The following is a 16,518-nucleotide window of genomic DNA, read 5'->3' as shown; positions in this document are numbered from 1 at the left end:
GACCTCCTCTCAATGAGCCGCAAACGCCGAACCGGTGTCATCCGAAACCTCTGCGGTCTGGCGCCACGTTTCCGTATCGGGCTCGTGCGCGTTGGCTATGAAGATGTTGCCGATCTCGAAGACGAGATCGCGCGTGCCGCGGTAGCCCACCGTGGTCTGATGGGCGGCACCGAGACGATCGAACATGGGAAGCCCCATGCGGAAGAAAGGAATGCCGAGCCGTTCGGCGGCCTGGCGCCCGTGGCTATGGGTGATGAGAAGGTCGCAGCCTTCCGCGCGCTCTTCGAGATCTTCGAGATCCCCGATCAGGACCTCGTCCGTTTCGATCTGGCCGAGCAGCGGGCCATGGGTGGTCGTCACCGCCGCTTCGATGTTGCAGCCCATCTCGGTCAAGAAGGATGACACGGACCAAAGCAGGTCCGGGCTCGCGCCGATGGCGATCCGCTTGTTGCCGAAGAAGAAGTGCCCGTCGAGCATGGCGTCCACGAGCTGGCTGCGTTGGCGCCGCCATTTCTCCGGCACGGGCCGGCCGCTCAAGCGTGCCAGAAGCGCAATGAGATCGTCGTTGGGCGCAAGCCCCGTCAGCCGGTCGTAAAGCGTGAAGGGCACGCCGGCTTTCTTCTCGAGAGCTTCGGCCGCCGCCCGCATCTGTTCGCCGACGGCGATCGTCCAGGCCGAGGTTCCGAGCGTTGCGACCTCCTTGACGGAAATCCCGCCAAGGGTCGTCGGCGTGAACTCGTCCGGAATACGGCCGTCGACGGACCCGGACAGGTCGGGGAGGAAGACCGGTTCCAACCCGAAGGACTCGACGATGTCGCGGATTTCGTAGAGGTCCCCAGGGGTCAAATGGCAGCCCGGCAGCACATTGATGCGCTTTTGGGTACGCGGTGCCTCGGGCGCCGCGGTCTCGACGAGTTCGTCGACGATCCGCGTGACGGTGCGCGCCCAGCCATCCTGAAACGCGTCCTTGAAGTCCGGCGTCGAGACATAGACGATGGCGATGTCGTCGAGCTCCGGGTGCTTGTCGCGAATGAGCTTGATGTAGCCGTCCACGTCGTCGCCCTTGGTCTCGGTGACGCCTGTGGAGCAAATGCCGATGACTTCCGGCTTGGCCCGCTTGGCGATGTTGACGATCGCCTGTTCCACGTTTTCGAGCCCGCCCAGCACGGTCGCGACCTCGCTCATCGCCGTGGTCTGCATGGGGATGGCCTCGCGGAAGTGACGCACGAACAGCACCAATCCGAACGAGGTGCATCCCTGACTGCCATGCAGCAGCGGCATGGCGCCGTTGAGCCCCATGAAGGCGAGCGCGCCGCCGATGGGCTGGCTCATCTTGAGGGCGTTGACCGTGCAGGCCTTCTTGGAGTTGCGAACCTCAGCCATGGTCTGCCTCACGCGCCTCGGCTTTGGTCGCGGCGAGCGCGGAGAGAATCCCGGCGATCCGCTCGTGACAGCCGGTACAGCCGCCGCCGGCATTGGTGGCGGCCGTGACCTCCTTGACGGTGGTCAGGTGATCGGCCTTGATGGCGTCTTCGATCGTGCCGGTGTCGACCGTCTTGCAGTTGCAGATCTGGGTCGAGCGCCGCATCTCCTCGGCGAGCACAGGGTCGGCAGCGATGGCCGCGGCTTCCGCTTCGGCTTCCGCAAGCGCGCGGGCTTCCCAGCTTTCTTGCCCGTCGTCCCAGGGTGCGGGCTTACGCACCTGGTCCCAGATCGGATTGGAGAGGGCCTTGTCGATCTCGCGGACGAGATCGACCATGCCCTCGTAGCCCGCAAAGGCGTGATGGCGCTCCTGGTTGATGTCGAGCCAGGGCATCTTGGCCTTGAGCGCGATGAACTGCGACCGGCCGCCGGAGAGCATGATGTCGGCCTGCGCGTCGCTCAGCATCTTGAACATCTCGCGCGGCGTCATGTCTTCGATCATGTGGGCGTCCTGCCCCATGAGCTCCTTGATCTTGTCCTTGTCCTCCTTGGTGGACTTCTTCACGGATGTGCCGACCAGTTCCATGCCGGCCTCTTGAAGCGCGGCCACCACGGACCAGGATTTGACGCCGCCGGTGATGAGAAGAACTTTCTTGCCTGTGAGTCGCTCTTTGTAGGGCGCGATGCGTTCCCAGGCCCGCGCCTCTTCGCGTTCGATCACGGCCTCGGTGCGGTCCATGAGTTCGGGATCGGCTCCCTTCTCGATGAGCAGGCGGGCGATCTCGCGCAGCGAGTCGCTCATGTCGCCGATGCCGTAGAACGAGCCCTCGAAGAAGGGAATGTCGTAGCGCTCCTCCATCTTCCGGGCGATGTTGATCATCGCCTTAGAGCAGACCATCATCGCCGCCTTCGCCCGGTGCGAGCTGGCGACCTCGTGATATTTCGCATCGCCCGAAATGCAGGACAGGATGCGGATGCCGAGCTCGTCCAGCAGCGGCTTCACCTGCCACAGCTCGCCGGCGAGGTTGTATTCGCCGATGATGTTGATGTCGTAGGGCGTCGTGTATTCCGGCTCTCCGGTGCCGATCACATGATCGAGAAGCGCCTCGCCCGCGAGCTTGTTGCCGAGGTTCTTCGGTCCGACAAAGCCCGGCGAGATCACCGGCACGACCGGCTTGCCGAATTTCTCCGTCGCCGCCTTGCAGACCGCGCCAATGTCGTCGCCGATCATGGCAGGCACGCAGGTCTGGTACACGAACACGGCCGGCGGGTCGTATTTGTCGAGAATTTCCTTGATGGATTTGAAGAGATGCTTCTCGCCGCCGAAGACCACGTCGGTCTCGTTGATGTCGGTCGTGAAGCTCGTGCGGTAGAGGCGCGAACCGGACGATTTCGCGCCTCTATTGTCCCACGAATTGCCTTCACAGGCGATTGGCCCGTGCACCAAATGCGCGACATCGGTGATGGGCTGAAGCGCGATCTTGGCGCCGTCGAAGGCGCAGCCGCCGGCTGCGCCTCCAGGCTGGAGCTGCTTGGTGCAGCCCTTCTTGCGTTCCTTATCCGACTTGCCCTGATTTTTGGCACAACCAGGTTCGTTGAAGACGTCCTGTACCTTGTTCGCCAAAGAGCTCATCGTTGTTTTTCCTTCACCGTTTCAGTTGCGTCTAACTCGCTCCGTTAGCGGATGATGTCGAAACTGAAGTCGGTCTTGGCGGGAACGTTGGTGTTCCGGTCGATCTCGTCGAAGATTTTGTCGAGAATCGTGATCAGAACATTCATGCCACCCTGGTAGCCCCAAACGGGCCGGCGATGGTGGTGATGCCGGTCGAACACCGGGAAGCCGATGCGGATCAGGGGCGTGCCCGTATCGCGCTCGAGATACTTGCCGTAGGTGTTGCCGATCAGGAAATCCACCGGCTCGGTGAAGAGCAGCGACCGCATGTGCCACAGGTCCTTGCCCGCATACACATGGCAGTTCGCGCCATAAGGCGAGCTGTCGAGCAGCGCCTGCACCTTCTTCGCCCATCCCTTGCTGCCGTTGGTGGCCAGGATGTGCGTGGGCTCGGCACCGAGCTCCAGAAGGAAGCCGGCGAGACCGAGGCACAGGTCCGGATCGCCGTAGATCGCGAACTTCTTGCCGTGGATGTGGGCGGACGAGTCACCGATGGCGTCCACCAGACGGCCGCGTTCCTTGGCCAGCTCCTCGGGGATCTCCTTGCCCGTCAGGCGGGAGACTTCCATCAGGAACTTGTCCGTCGCCGAGACGCCGACCGGGTGGTTGAAGGCCGCGACCTCATGGCCGTGCCCCTCGATGAAGGGCAGCGTCTTCTCCGTGCAGTATTCCTGCATGGAGATCGTCGCCTTCGCATGGAGAGCCTCGGCCGCTTCCTCGAGCGTGGTGCCGCCGTCATACATGCGGAACTCGCCGTCGGTGGGCGTGTCCCACACATCGCTGTTGTCGCCGAGGATGGTGTACTCGACACCCATTACGTCGAAGATCCGCTTGATCTCGCGCAGATTGCCGACCGTGTAGCCGTCGAACCCGCCGATGAAGTTGATGCTGTTATTGGGCTTGCGCTCGAGCTTCTCGGTGGTGCCGGCCTTGCCGTCCCAGAAGTGCTCGAAAATGCCCTTCATAACGTTGTCGTAACCGGTGACGTGGCTGCCGACGAAGGCCGGCGTGTGCGCGAACGGCACGTCGAATTCCTCGGGGACGGAGCCCTTCTCCTTCGCATTCTTGATGAAGGCGTTGAGGTCGTCGCCGATCACCTCGGCCATGCAGGTCGTGGACACCGAGATCATCTTCGGCTGATAGAGCGAATAGGTATTCGCCAGTCCGTCGACCATGTTGTTGAGGCCACCGAAGACCGCGGCATCTTCCGTCATGGAAGACGATACGCAAGAACTCGGCTCCTTGAAGTGGCGCGAGAAATGGCTGCGATAGTAGGCCACGCAACCTTGGCTCCCGTGCACGAAGGGGATCGTGCCTTCGAAGCCGACGGCCGCGAATACGGCGCCGAGCGGCTGGCAGGCCTTGGCCGGATTGACCGTCAAAGCCTCGCGGGCGAAGTTCTTCTCCTGATATTCAGGCGTCTTCGTCCACTCGCGGATTTTCTCGACCTCATCGTCGGGATGGGGGTCCTCGAAGTTCGCCTTCTTGTTCTTCAGCATCTCCGTGTATTCGGGCTGCCGGAACAGGTCGAAGTGGTCAAGGACGTTATCAGCGTTCTGGGTCATAACATCTGTCCTTGCGCTCAAGCGCTGTTAGGGTCTCCCGCTCCGGTCCAGGCCGGAGCGGGAGAGGCTAATTCGGTTCAGTTCTTCCAAGGGGTCTGGGCCAACTTCCAAACGGGAGCGTTGATGGCCATGTCCATATCGCGGGCGAAGATGGCGAAGCCGTCGTAGCCGTGATAGGGGCCCGAATAGTCCCAGGAGTGCATCTGCCGGAACGGCACACCCATTTTCTGGAAGACATACTTCTCCTTGATGCCGGACCCGACGAGATCGGGCTCGATCTTCTCGACGAACTTCTCGAACTCGTAGCCCGTGACGTCGTCATAGATCAGCGTGCCGTCCTTCACGTAGTGAGTGGTCCGCTGATAGTCGTCGTTATGGCCGAACTCGTAGCCCGTCCCGACGACTTCCATGCCGAGATCCTCGTAGGCGCCGATCACGTGCCGCGGGCGCAAGCCGCCAACGAACAGCATGACTTTCTTGCCTTCGAGACGCGGGCGGTACTTGGCGATCACGTCATCCATCAGCGCCTGGTACTTGGCGATGACGCGCTCGGCGCCTTCCTTGATCTTGTCGTCGAAGTGGCTGGCGATCTTGCGCAGGCTCTCGGCGATCTTGCAGGGGCCGAAGAAGTTGTACTCGACCCACGGGATCCCGAACTTCTCCTCCATGTGCCGGGAGATGTAGTTCATCGACCGGTAGCAATGCAGGACGTTCAGCTTCGCCTTGGGCGTGGCTTCGAGTTCGGCGATCGAACCGTCGCCGGACCACTGGGCGATCACCCGCAGGCCCATTTCCTCCAGCAGGATGCGTGAGGACCACGCGTCGCCACCAATGTTGTAGTCGCCGATGATCGCAACGTCGTAAGGGGTCGATTCAAACTTGGCCGGCTTGTCCCCCGCCTTGTCGAACACCCAATCGCGAACGGCGTCGTTGGCGATATGGTGGCCCAAGGACTGGGACACACCGCGGAACCCTTCACAACGGACCGGAACGATCGTCTTGCCGTCGTACTCCTTGGACTTCGCCTTAGAGACGGCCTCGATGTCGTCGCCGATCAAACCGATCGGGCACTCGGACTGAACCGTGATGCCTTTGTTGAGGGGGAACAAATCCTGGATCTCGTCCATGATCTTGGCGAGCTTCTTGTCGCCGCCGAAGACGATGTCCTTTTCCTGGAAATCGGAGGTGAACTGCATCGTCACGAAGGTGTCGATGCCGGTCGTGCCGATATAGTAGTTGCGGCGGGCCGCCCAGGAATACTGTCCGCAGCCGACCGGACCGTGGCTGATATGGATCATGTCCTTGATCGGACCCCACACCACGCCCTTGGAACCGGCATAGGCGCAACCGCGAATGGTCATGACGCCCGGGATCGACTTGACGTTCGACTTGACGCCGCAGTCGGGCTTTCCTTCATCGAACTGGTTGAGGTGCTTGGCGCGCTTCTTCTTCGCTTTCGCGGGGTAAGCCTCCAAGACCTCGTCGACCAGTTCCTTGTTTCTCGCTTTGATGTCTTCAAGCTTCTCAGCTGTCGCCAAGCTCATGGCGCTACCTCATCTCGTCTAGAAAGTTGATCGGGGCACCGGTCCCTCCTCGCGCGGAGGGACCGGTACGTTGGTCTGCTGGTTAGGCGCTCGCTGCTTCGAGCTCGGCGGCGGTCATGCCGACCTGGCTTTCGTCCACCTGCTTCATGATGCCGTGAGACATGAGGATGTCCTCAAGCTCGTCCATCGTGATCGGCGTCGGGATGATGCCGTTACCGGCATTGGCGTGGATCTTCTTCGCCAGGTTCCGGTAGTGCTCGGCCTGCTGCGACTCCGGCGCATACTCGATAACGGTCATGCGGCGCAGTTCCGCGTGCTGCACGATGTTATCGCGCGGCACGAAGTAGATCAGCTCGGTGCCGAGACGCTTGGCCAGGGTTTCGGCCAGCTCAAGCTCCTTGTCCGTCTGACGCTCGTTGCAGACGAGACCGCCGAGACGCACACCGCCGGAGTTGGCATATTTCAGAATGCCCTTGGAAATGTTGTTGGCCGCGTACATGGCCATCATCTCACCGGACATGACGATGTAGATTTCCTGGGCCTTGTTCTCGCGAATGGGCATGGCGAAGCCGCCGCACACCACGTCGCCGAGCACGTCGTAGGACACATAGTCGATGTCCTCGTAGGCGCCGTTTTCTCCCAGGAAGTTGATCGAGGTGATAACGCCGCGGCCGGCGCAGCCGACACCCGGCTCAGGACCGCCGGACTCGACGCACTTGATGTCCTGGTAGCCGATCTTCATGACGTCCTCGATCTCGAGGTCCTCAACGCTGCCCTCTTGAGCGGCGAGGCTGAGGATCGTGTCCTGCGCTTTGGCGTGCAGGATCAAGCGGGTCGAGTCGGCCTTCGGATCGCAACCAACGATCAGAATCTTGTGGCCCATCTCGGCCAGAGCGGCGAGGGTGTTCTGGGAAGTCGTGGACTTGCCGATACCACCTTTGCCGTAGAATGCGATTTGCCGCAGTGACATGGTCGATAATCTCCTTCGTAAGCGTTTGCCGTTTGCCCGATGCACCCGCACCGGTTCCGGGATAGCCTGTCGTCTCCAATGACTCTGTCGCGCGGCGCGCAGCTTGCGGACTTTGCTCCGGGCCGCTTTGCCAGCAACCACTCGCCTTGCACGGATCACTGGTGCAACGGGTGTGCCAAACGCCGAATAATTCCAATAACGCCTCTAAGTCAGCTACTTAAGCGTCCAAGACCGCCCCATCGGGGGCGTGTACAGAACCCGACATCGCCGGCGGATCGGCGCATATCGCCATCTTTGTCTGTAGGGATTGGAACAACGGGGGGCGCCGCCACCGTCGCGGTCTCCAAGGGAGGGCCTTGGCCGCCAAGGACTTTGCCCAGGCGCGCTTGCGAGCCCTTGCACCGGTACGAAAATTGCTTGGACTCACCCACCAACAATCGGTGCGGGAGACGACATGCAAATCGGCGTCGAGACGGCCCGGTCCGTCGAAAACAAAAGGATCTTCGTCGTGGTGGACGACGAGATCGTTCGCGCGGCCCTGCAATTCATGCTGCACGACGAGAACGAGACCCATGAGCTGGCCAATCTCGATCAGGCCTATGACAAGGGGCGCGACTGGAAGCCGGACCTCGTCCTGCTCGGTCAGGACATTGTCGAACAACACGGCGCAGACGTGCTGGGCGACATCAAGGCCAAGCTTCCCAGCGCCCAAGTCGTTCTGATTGCGGAGAGCGCAGACAACCCGACGGCAAAGGCCGGCCTCGCGGCAGGTGCCGCGGGCGTTATTCCCAAGCCTCTCACGATCGAGGGTGTGCGCTTCAAGGTCGACGTTGTCCTCGGACGGCGCGAGCTGCCGATGGTTCCGCTGGATATGCTGAAATGAGCATGGCGGGTGCGCTCGCCGACAGCGACGGAATCGATTTTGGCCCCCTGCCCGACGCCGTCGATGCGTTGCTGCAGGAAGGCGTTGTCGCCTATCGGAACGACAAGCCGGCCGCCGACCGGATGTTCCGGCAAGCGCTGGAAGCGGCGCCGGACTCGCTGCCGGTGTATTATTGCCTCTACAAGATCCACACCTATCAAGGCAGCCTCGACGAGGCCAGGACGATCGCCGAACGCGGCACGCGCGAAGCCGCCCGTCAAGCCGGCTGGCCCGAAGCCTGGTGCATGTGGACCCCGCAGGTTCCCGTTCCCGACGGCGCGGGCCGCTTCGCGCTCTATACGCTGAAGGCCCTCGCGTTCATCTATCTGCGGCGCGGCGAAGGCGAACGGGCGCGCGCGATCCTGGAGCATCTGGCGACGCTCGATCCGGCCGGCACCGTCGGCTGGCCGGTTATCGCGGACCTGGCCAACGGGCTCTGAGTCCTAGCCGCGGACCGACATCTTTCTGCGGGGGTCGTCGCCGCTGGTCATATAGACATGGCCGAACGCGGTCTTGTCCCAGCTGATCTCTTCGGCCGGAAGCGGCATGCGCATGGCCGTCACGGAAATCGGATACCCGCCCATAGCCGAGACCTCCGAGAGCTTGATCTCGGTCTTGCCGGGACCGACTGAGAAATCCGCGACCACCGTGCCGTCGGCGGTGAAGGCCCGCGCGAAGCTCGGCGTGCCGACATTTTCCGCTTCCACCGATGTTTCGGCGAATGCCGGGGCGACCTCGGCATCCCCCTCCTCGCCGCTCGGCTCCGCACCGAAGGCCGGCGAGGCAAAGGTGAACGTGGCCAGCTTGCCGCTCCGCGTCACGTCGTGGTCGGGCAGCGGGGGGCGGCCCGTGGAGTAGATGACGAGCGATCCCCCATCCAGGGCCGCCTTCAGTTCGTCGCGCGTCGCCGACGAAAACGCTTCTGCCAGTCTCATGGTCTCATCTCCGAAGGATCAGGCGCCGAGCGCCATCTCGGGTTGTTGGGTTTTCGCCTCGGGCTCGCCTCCCATGAGCGCGTCCGCAAAGTCCTCGAGCGGCATGTCGATCCGCTTGATGTTCTTTTCTTCGAGGAAGCGAAGTTCGTTCTTCGTGAGCTCGCCGGGCAGAACGGCCCAATGGAACTCGGATGACCGCTTGGAAACCTGCCGTGCCCAGAGGCGATCGAGCTGCTTGCCGAACCGGCAGCCGAGAAAGAGAAAATGCCGGCCTTTGCGAATATCGCGCACGGGCTCGGGGATCGGTGTCTGGATATCGATTTCCGTCAGCACCTCCACGAAGTCCGTGTCCGACACGAGATAGTTTTCGGCCGGTGCAATCGAACCGAGCGGTTCGTAGAGGAGCGTCTTCCAGCGTTTGGCCTCGTCCGGCGCCACGGCTGGGGCGCAGCTATCGACGCTGAACCTGCTTTCCGGGGGATTTGGCAACAGCGTCGCATCGGATTCGAAGTAGTGAACCCAGTTGCCGAAATGCTCGCTCTGGCTGATGCCCTGCGCGATGCCCCAGGATTCCGTCCGGGCCGCCAGCGCCTTGCCGGGAAGATCGTCGTACCAAGCATGCACCATCAGCGGGAGCTTCGGCATCTGCGCCAGATAACGGTGAAAGGCTGTCGGCTGCATGGCGTTGGTGAAGGCCTCGGTCATCGCGGCCTTCACCGTGTTGCGATGCTTGAAATTCTCGATGAATTGCGCCGCCGCGGTGAGGTTGTTGCGAATCTTGTGCGGCACGCTGGCCTTCTCCGTCAGCCGGGCGACCAGCGCATCGGGAGACGCAGGGACAGTGCACGCCTCGCCCGCAAGCGCCAGAACGCCCGGCCCAAGATACGGGATCGCGAGGCCCTCGCCGAAGGCGCGCGGATTTCATCGATCAGTTCAGCCGACATAGCGTCCGCCTTTCTAGTTCGCGGTCATGGTCTTGAGCGCTTCGACGTCCTCGGGCGGCAGGCGGAAAATGCCCCGTCCGCCAGAGAGCGCCTGGTACCGGGTGCCCGCCTTGTCGCTCAAACGGTTGAACCAGTCCTGCGGCGTCACGCTCGTTGGCCGCTCGCCGATCTCGGTGACGCTACCGTCGGCCGAGAACCGCACATGGATCATGGTTACGGACGGCTCCGGAGCCGCTGCTTCCTCTGTGGCCTTGGCGTCTTCTTCGGCCGCCGTCTCTTCCTTGGCCGCTGTCTCTTCGTCAGCCATAGCTCTGTGCTCCTTTGCTTCTACAGTCCCGAAAACTCACCAAGCAGTTCGACCGTCACCGGCTCCGAACCGAGCCGGATCTGGCAAGCCAGACGCGACTTGGAGCCGACACCGACAATCGTATCGAGCTTGGCATTCTCTTCAGGGGTCATCCGGGAGATACCCTTCCGGCCCTCCTGCACGAAGATGTGGCACGAGCCGCATTCGGCCTTGCCGTCGCATTTGTGGCCGATCGGCTCCCCGGCCCCGAGCAAGGTTTCGAGCACGCTCGCCCCTTCGTTGGCCTCAATCGTTTTGCCTGACGGCATGATCGTTAGTGTTGGCATTGCCCAGTCCTCTTCTCACAGATAAATGGCAGCTCCCGCGCCCACATTGATGGACGCGTCCTTCATCGTGGAAACGAGGAAGGAGATCTGCTCTTCGGTTAGGTGGATATGAAACGGCAGGGCCACGGCGCGGTCGGCGACCTTCTCGGTCACGAAGAAATCGCCTTTGCGGTAGCCCTTGTCGAGATAGTAGCGCTGCAGATGCATCGGGCTGCTGTAGATAGCCGCTTCGACATTCTCGGTCCGCAGGTCCTCGACAATGGCCTCGCAACTCGAACGCGTGAAGCGCGTGCCGAGATGGACCAGGAACAGGAACCAGTGCACTTCGTCGACATCGGGTCCGATATAAGGCGGCTTGATTCCCTCGAAGGACTGCACCGACTTCGCATACCAATGCTCGATCCGCTTGCGCCGTTCGAGGATCTCCTCGATGCGGTTGAGTTGGGCCAGACCGAGCGCCGCGCTGAGATCGCTCATCGTGGCGCCGAAGGCCGGCGTGCCGCCGATCACGACGGAACTCCGCTCATCGGGGGCATGGGAACGATAGCGGCGGAGCGCGGCAGCAATGTCGGGGTCGTCGGTCACGACCATGCCGCCCTCGCCGCAAACGAGCGGGCCGGGCTGGGAGAAATCGAACACCGCGCAATCGCCGAAGCTGCCGACCTTCTTGCCCTTGTAGACGGAGCCGATGGCCTCCGTGGAATCCTCGATGAGAACCAACCCGTATTCTTGGGCGATCTCCCGCAACTCCGACCACGCCGCCGGGTGGCCGTTGGTATTGGCGGCGACGATGGCATAGGTGCTCGCGTTGACCGCCTTGGAAACCTTGTCCGGCACGATGGTGCCCGACCAGTAATCGATGTCGACAAAGAGCGTGTTGGCGCCTGTATGCGCGATCGCGGCCGCCGTTTCGCGCCAGGAAAAGGGCGAGGCGATCACCTCCTGGCCGGGGCCCACGCCATGCGCGTAGAGCGCGAGCAGCATCGCGAGCCGTCCGCTCGACGTCGCCACAGCGTATTTCCGGCCCGTATAGTCTGCGAAGGCGGCCTCGAACGCCTCGACCGCCGGTCCCGCCGACAGGCGCGGCGACGACAAGACGGCGTTGAGCGCCTCGAGTTCGGCGGTGGTGATGTCGGGATCGGACAGGGGAATCGCGGTTGTCTTCATGGCCCCACCCGCTTCTTCGCGATGACGATGCCTGTGGCCACCGACGGGTCGCCCGTCAAATGCCAGCAATGATCGCTGCCATCCACGAGATAGAGGTTGAATGCCGGATACTCCCGGAAGGGATCCTCCGCATCGACATCGGACTGATCGCAACGCGTCATCGACAGACTGGGAAATTGCGCGCGCACGGCTTCGACCGCGCCCGGCTCGCCCTCGGCGCCGCCGAGCAGGCCCTCGATTGCCGTGATGTCGTCGGGAGCGAGCGCCATGGCTATTGACTGAGCCGCCGTGCGTCGACCGTGATCGGCAACGTCGTGTCCGGTTCCATAGCGGGCAGCTGAAGCTCCCAGCCATTGGCCAGCGTCACCTTGCCGCCCCACATGTCGGGCTTCTCCATGGCGACGATCGGCTCTTCAAGATCTTTCTTGGCGACGTAAGCCGATAGTTCGCCTTCGTAGTTTCTCCGGATCATGACTTTCACGGGCTGTCTCTCCTGGTTTGGTTGACTAGGTTGCCTCATGCCTCGAGCAGCATGATCTCCTCTTCGAGGCAGCCGACCACGCGGTCGGGCGAAAACTCGACGAGATAAACGGGTGTGTTCGATTCCTCGTGGCGGCCCACCTGGACGACCTCGCCCTTCTCGCCCGCGCGGACAAGCAGCGCGTTGGGCGCCTTGTCCGGGTAGCTGCCGTCGTTGACGAGGTCGGCGATCGCCTGGACGCGTTGGCCCCAATCGAATTTCGGGAGCCGCGGCTCGATGATCGGGGCGCGCGCTTCCGTTGCGGCCGGTTCCGTCTGTTCGGTCTCGTCGCTCATGCTGCACCTTCCGTTTTCGGCTTCTTGGGCTTCGGCGGCTCGGGCGGATTGTCGACGGACTCGAGTTCTTTTCTCTTCATGCCGACCCGGTAGCCCGTCTCCACGAACTCCACGCCGTAAATGTAGAACTGCTGCAGGAAGGTGCCGATGGAGGTGACGTATCCCTCCTCGCCCTTCTTCGCCAAAACCTCGCCGATGTCTTTTCCGGGAAACGTCCCGTCGTTGCGGATCGTCCGTTTGGAGAAAACGCGTTCGCCATAGGCGAAGGCCGGCGGATCGTTGATCTCGACGACGCTGCTGTCACGGCTGATATTCGTCATGACGTGCCCTCCAGAATTTCGCTCTCCAGAATTTCGTGCTCCAGGATTTCCGCGGCCTCGTCCTCGGTCACGGCGCCGGCGTTCGGACGCGCGAGCCGCGCATAGACGAGTTGCCGGACGACGGGATCGCTATCGTCCTTCATCGCCGCGAGCGGCTCGCCCTCGATATTGCTCGCGACGTGGAAGCGCACGCGCCAGTCCGGATCGCGGCGCAGGAGAACAAGCTGATGGGGCGTCAATCTCCGCGCGGCTTCGAGGCGAACACTTGGCTCCGCGTCGTTGGCCATCTGCATCAGCCAGCGCTCGTCGACGCGGCTGACGACGACGCGGCGCACCGCCGCTTCCGTATCGTGAATCATCGACGGCAGAAATTTCGGATCGATCCGGCGGGCGACGACCGTGCGAACGTAGTAGTCCGGGTCGTACATCATGGACGGGAGATCATCCCCCTTCAGCGTCAACGCGATGCGAATGCGCACCTCACGATGCGGATCGGTTCTGAGCTCGAGAAGGTACCGGTAGGGCAGCCGCTTCACCGCGGTCCAGCGGACGGTCTCTTCCGGATCCTTCAGCAAGGGCGGGAGCCTGAAGACCGTCGCGTACTTGGCCGCGACCGCGCGCAGCTCGAAGTATGGGTGCGCGAGAAAGCCGTCCGCCAGCGAAGGATTTGTCTCGAAGAAGCGATCGATACGGCGGGCATAGCGGTCTTCGACGCACGCCTTCCCAGGCTTGCACTTGTCCTCGCCGCGCAGCCCCTCATATGCGCATGCCTCACAATCGATCTCGTTGCCCTGCCAGTCCAGGGTCTCTTTGATGTCAGTCGTCATCGCCCTGGTCCATCCGGTCTAGCACCCCCAACAGGACATGAGCGCCGAGCTTGTCGCTCGGATCGAGCTCAAGCAGCTTCGCGACGATCTCGCGCCCCATGGCCGTATCGCCAAGGCGCATATGCAAATAGGCGCAACCCTTGAGCGTGAAGAGGTAGAAGCGCGGCAGGATCGCCTCGAAGCTCGAAAAGTCTGCGTCTCCGGGACGCACCCGCCGCCAATCGAGCGGGAGGTCGTTGGCCCGGGCCGCCTTGTCGAGACAGATTTCCGCGACACCCAGCGCATCGGCCAATCGGCCCTTGTAGAAGTAGAAGCGGTAGAGCCCGATCAGGACCGCCACATGCTCCGGTGCCAGGCTTTGCGCCTCGCGCAAATGTTGCTCGGCCAGCGCATCGTCCTGATAGGCAAGACCGGCCAGGTTCAAATGCTGCTCCGCCTTGGCGGGCAGGCCTCCGCCCAGCACGGCCTCGGCCGCCGTCACGTCCAAGGCGAAGTCCGCGATCTCTCCGGTCTGAACCGCCGCCATATCCATGCCCTGCCTACTCTCCCGCCACGCTCTCGGCCGGCTCTTCGGTCGAACAGCCGCAGGAGGAGGCCTTGGGGTCGTGGAAGACGAAGCCGCTCTCGGTCGGCGTTTCGGAGAAGTCGATGGTCACGCCTTCCAGAAGCAGCCGGCTCTCCGCCGGCAGAAAGAAGCGGAGACCGCCGACCTCGACGAGCTTGTCGCCTTCGCGGGGAGTGGTCTCCACGTCGAACTCGGCCGCAAGGCCGGAGCACCCGCCCGGACTCACGGCAAGGCGCAGCGCACTACCGGGGCCGCCGTCGAACATCAGCAGCCGTCGGATAAATTTCTCGGCGGCGGGCGTAACGGTAAAGCTCATGGTTTTCCTCCTTACGCCGCCTGATAGCGCGGGACCGCATTGTCGATGACGCAGGTGTCATCGACGGGACAGACCGCGACGCATTGGGGCGTGTCGAAATAGCCGATGCATTCCGTGCATTTCTCGGGGTCGATGATGAACGTGCCGTTCTTCTCCGTGATGGCGACGTTCGGGCATTCCGGCTCGCAGGCGGAGCAGCCTGTGCACTGCGAAGCGACAATCTTGTATGACATTGTTCTTGGCTTCCTCTTCTCGGTTGGACGCCGATCCGGCCGTCGGGAAAATGCGGGGCGGCCGGCTCCGTACAACCTGCGCCGCCCCGCGCCTCATCGTCCCGTGGTCATGCGGCGATGTAAGCTCCTTGCCGAATGGTGGCGTCGGCACGTTCGCTATGCTCGATCTCGCCGCTCTTCACCTTCGCGAGGTAGTCCTTGAAGTAGGCGATGGCCGACTTCTCGATGAACTCGAGCGCGTATTGGTCGACCGGGTCGATGCCCGCCTTGATGAGATCGTTCTTGGGACAACCGCCGATCTTCGATACGAACACAGCCGTGCAATCCTGGATCGCGCGGATGACAGTCTCGAGCGCGTCTTCCTCGCCGTAGCCGCCCTGGCAGTAGAGATCGACGCGGCGGTGGCCGACGAATTTGGCCCCTTCCGTCGAGAGCTCGTAGACCTGGAACTCCTTGGCGTGGCCGAAGTGCTCGTTGATGCGGCCCCCGCCCTTGGTGGCGACGGCGACGAGGATCTTGATATCGGTGAACTCACCGGCGAGCGACTCGAGCTCTTCCTTCTTCGCGGAGACTGTGGCCTGCCGCTCTTCTTCCACCTTGGCCTGATAGGCCTGACGCGAGGAGAGGTCGTACTGGACGTCCATCTCCATGATCTTCTCGGTGGTGAACTCAGCGCTGCGGTCCTCGCCCAGAAGGCCCACGGCGTCGGCCCGGCACTGACGGCAGTGCCGCATCATGTTCATCTCGCCTTCGCAGGCGTCCTGAAGCGCCTTCAGCTCCTGGGCCGAGGGCCCGCGCTGGCCGTTGAGGCCGAAAACGGTGCCATGCTCGGGTGCGGAGATCAGCGGCATGATGTTGTGCAGGAACGCGCCGCGGGATTTCACGGCCTTGTTCACCTCGACGAGATGCTCGTCGTTGATGCCCGGGATCATCACCGAGTTGACCTTGCAGAGAATGCCCCGCTCCGAGAGCATCTCGAGCCCCTTGAGCTGACGCTCGCTCAGGATCCTCGAAGCTTCGACACCGGTGACGCGCTTGTGCTCCCAGAAGATCCACGGATAGATCTTTGCGCCGACCTCGGGGTCGACCATGTTGATGGTGATCGTGACGTGGTCGACGTTGTACTTCGCGATTTCGTCGACATAGTCCGGCAGCGCCAAACCGTTCGTCGACAGACACAGCTTGATGTCCGGAGCGGTCTCCATGATCATCTCGAAGGTCTTGAAGGTCTTAGCGGGGTTCGCCAGGGCATCTCCAGGACCGGCGATGCCGAGCACCGTCATCTGCGGAATCGTGGAGGCCACGGCCAGGACCTTCTTGGTCGCCTGCTCCGGCGTCAGGCGTTCGCTGACCACGCCCGGGCGTGACTCGTTCGCACAATCGTATTTGCGATTGCAGTAATTGCATTGAATGTTACAGGCAGGGGCGACCGCCACATGCATGCGCGCGTAGTGATGGTGGGCCTCTTCGCTGTAACAGGGATGGTTCTTGACCTTCTCCCAGATTTCCGGGGGCAGATCGGTTTCGCCGGCCCCGCTCCCGCAGCTTGCCTTGCCGCTTCCGCCGCTTGTGCCGCACCCTTTGTGCTCGGCCATCTTCTGCATGATGTCGTCCATGGCCGTCGTGGCTTCCGCCGTTTCGGCCTCGGGCTGCTCGATCAATCCTTC

The 16,518-nt window shown here is 62.6% G+C and carries 21 protein-coding genes; 2 read left to right on the top strand and 19 right to left on the bottom strand.

The annotated features are described in order from the left end of the window. Positions 1-9: 9 nt before the first annotated feature. The 5 genes from nifN to nifH form a co-directional block, all read right to left on the bottom strand. On the bottom strand, positions 10-1,383 hold the full coding sequence (gene nifN, locus AUC68_RS14180; RefSeq protein ID WP_069438258.1) for a nitrogenase iron-molybdenum cofactor biosynthesis protein NifN: 1,374 nt from the start codon (positions 1,381-1,383) through the stop codon (positions 10-12). Next, on the bottom strand, positions 1,376-3,055 hold the full coding sequence (gene nifE / locus AUC68_RS14175) for a nitrogenase iron-molybdenum cofactor biosynthesis protein NifE (RefSeq protein ID WP_069438257.1): 1,680 nt from the start codon (positions 3,053-3,055) through the stop codon (positions 1,376-1,378). The genes nifN and nifE overlap by 8 nt, the downstream gene beginning before the upstream one ends. A gap of 44 nt (positions 3,056-3,099) precedes the next feature. Beyond that, positions 3,100-4,659: a nitrogenase molybdenum-iron protein subunit beta gene (gene nifK / locus AUC68_RS14170; RefSeq protein WP_069438256.1), complete on the bottom strand. Its 1,560-nt coding sequence runs from the start codon at positions 4,657-4,659 to the stop codon at positions 3,100-3,102. Between the two features lie 77 nt (positions 4,660-4,736). Further along, positions 4,737-6,203, bottom strand: a complete 1,467-nt coding sequence (gene nifD, locus AUC68_RS14165) for a nitrogenase molybdenum-iron protein alpha chain (RefSeq protein ID WP_069438255.1) — start codon at positions 6,201-6,203, stop codon at positions 4,737-4,739. An 82-nt stretch (positions 6,204-6,285) separates the two neighbouring features. Then, entirely contained in the window at positions 6,286-7,173 is an 888-nt protein-coding gene (nifH, locus tag AUC68_RS14160; protein ID WP_069438254.1) for a nitrogenase iron protein, read from the bottom strand. A 454-nt stretch (positions 7,174-7,627) separates the two neighbouring features. On the opposite strand from nifH, the gene AUC68_RS14155 reads away from it, so the two are divergent. Beyond that, complete coding sequence (locus AUC68_RS14155; RefSeq protein WP_069438253.1) at positions 7,628-8,056, top strand: response regulator; 429 nt, start codon at positions 7,628-7,630, stop codon at positions 8,054-8,056. Then, positions 8,053-8,535: a hypothetical protein gene (locus tag AUC68_RS14150; RefSeq protein WP_083240767.1), complete on the top strand. Its 483-nt coding sequence runs from the start codon at positions 8,053-8,055 to the stop codon at positions 8,533-8,535. The genes AUC68_RS14155 and AUC68_RS14150 overlap by 4 nt, the downstream gene beginning before the upstream one ends. 3 nt (positions 8,536-8,538) lie before the next feature. Here AUC68_RS14150 and AUC68_RS14145 read toward each other — a convergent pair whose 3' ends face one another. From AUC68_RS14145 to nifB, 14 genes are all read right to left on the bottom strand, one after another. Then, positions 8,539-9,030 carry a hypothetical protein gene (locus AUC68_RS14145; RefSeq protein ID WP_141701296.1) on the bottom strand — a complete coding sequence of 164 codons (492 nt, stop codon included), beginning with the start codon at positions 9,028-9,030 and terminating at the stop codon, positions 8,539-8,541. A gap of 18 nt (positions 9,031-9,048) precedes the next feature. Continuing rightward, positions 9,049-9,921, bottom strand: a complete 873-nt coding sequence (locus tag AUC68_RS14140) for an SIR2 family protein (RefSeq protein ID WP_069438251.1) — start codon at positions 9,919-9,921, stop codon at positions 9,049-9,051. A 66-nt stretch (positions 9,922-9,987) separates the two neighbouring features. After that, positions 9,988-10,281 carry a hypothetical protein gene (locus tag AUC68_RS14135; protein WP_342027501.1) on the bottom strand — a complete coding sequence of 98 codons (294 nt, stop codon included), beginning with the start codon at positions 10,279-10,281 and terminating at the stop codon, positions 9,988-9,990. A gap of 20 nt (positions 10,282-10,301) precedes the next feature. Beyond that, positions 10,302-10,607 (bottom strand): 2Fe-2S iron-sulfur cluster-binding protein, encoded by a 306-nt coding sequence (locus tag AUC68_RS14130; RefSeq protein ID WP_069438250.1) that lies wholly within the window; start codon positions 10,605-10,607, stop codon positions 10,302-10,304. 15 nt (positions 10,608-10,622) lie between these two features. After that, the gene (locus AUC68_RS14125) at positions 10,623-11,774 is read right to left on the bottom strand and encodes a DegT/DnrJ/EryC1/StrS family aminotransferase (RefSeq protein WP_083240766.1); all 1,152 of its coding nucleotides are present in this window, start codon (positions 11,772-11,774) and stop codon (positions 10,623-10,625) included. Next, positions 11,771-12,043, bottom strand: coding sequence for a hypothetical protein (locus tag AUC68_RS14120; protein ID WP_069438249.1), 273 nt, complete (start codon positions 12,041-12,043; stop codon positions 11,771-11,773). The genes AUC68_RS14125 and AUC68_RS14120 overlap by 4 nt, the downstream gene beginning before the upstream one ends. 2 nt (positions 12,044-12,045) lie before the next feature. Continuing rightward, positions 12,046-12,255, bottom strand: coding sequence for a putative nitrogen fixation protein NifT (gene nifT, locus AUC68_RS14115; RefSeq protein ID WP_069438248.1), 210 nt, complete (start codon positions 12,253-12,255; stop codon positions 12,046-12,048). A gap of 35 nt (positions 12,256-12,290) precedes the next feature. Further along, positions 12,291-12,536 (bottom strand): nitrogen fixation protein NifZ, encoded by a 246-nt coding sequence (locus AUC68_RS14110; RefSeq protein WP_069438453.1) that lies wholly within the window; start codon positions 12,534-12,536, stop codon positions 12,291-12,293. Positions 12,537-12,586: 50 nt separating this feature from the next. Next, a complete protein-coding gene (locus AUC68_RS14105) occupies positions 12,587-12,910 on the bottom strand; it encodes a nitrogen fixation protein NifZ (RefSeq protein WP_069438247.1) in 324 nt (107 codons plus the stop codon). After that, positions 12,907-13,737 (bottom strand): 4Fe4S-binding leucine-rich repeat protein, encoded by an 831-nt coding sequence (locus AUC68_RS14100; RefSeq protein ID WP_069438246.1) that lies wholly within the window; start codon positions 13,735-13,737, stop codon positions 12,907-12,909. The genes AUC68_RS14105 and AUC68_RS14100 overlap by 4 nt, the downstream gene beginning before the upstream one ends. Then, a complete protein-coding gene (locus tag AUC68_RS14095; RefSeq protein ID WP_069438245.1) occupies positions 13,727-14,263 on the bottom strand; it encodes a hypothetical protein in 537 nt (178 codons plus the stop codon). Before AUC68_RS14095 ends, AUC68_RS14100 begins: the two co-directional genes overlap by 11 nt. Before the next feature lie 13 nt (positions 14,264-14,276). Beyond that, positions 14,277-14,618, bottom strand: coding sequence for a HesB/IscA family protein (locus AUC68_RS14090; protein WP_069438244.1), 342 nt, complete (start codon positions 14,616-14,618; stop codon positions 14,277-14,279). Between the two features lie 11 nt (positions 14,619-14,629). Continuing rightward, positions 14,630-14,851 (bottom strand): 4Fe-4S binding protein, encoded by a 222-nt coding sequence (locus tag AUC68_RS14085; protein WP_069438243.1) that lies wholly within the window; start codon positions 14,849-14,851, stop codon positions 14,630-14,632. Between the two features lie 107 nt (positions 14,852-14,958). After that, a complete protein-coding gene (gene nifB, locus AUC68_RS14080; RefSeq protein ID WP_244500562.1) occupies positions 14,959-16,467 on the bottom strand; it encodes a nitrogenase cofactor biosynthesis protein NifB in 1,509 nt (502 codons plus the stop codon). Positions 16,468-16,518 lie beyond the last annotated feature (51 nt).

The sequence above is a fragment of the Methyloceanibacter methanicus genome (assembly GCF_001723285.1).
Classification (GTDB): Bacteria; Pseudomonadota; Alphaproteobacteria; order Rhizobiales; family Methyloligellaceae; genus Methyloceanibacter; species Methyloceanibacter methanicus.
Note: the sequence above shows the minus strand (reverse complement) of the source record. Positions and strands in the feature narration are given on the sequence as shown.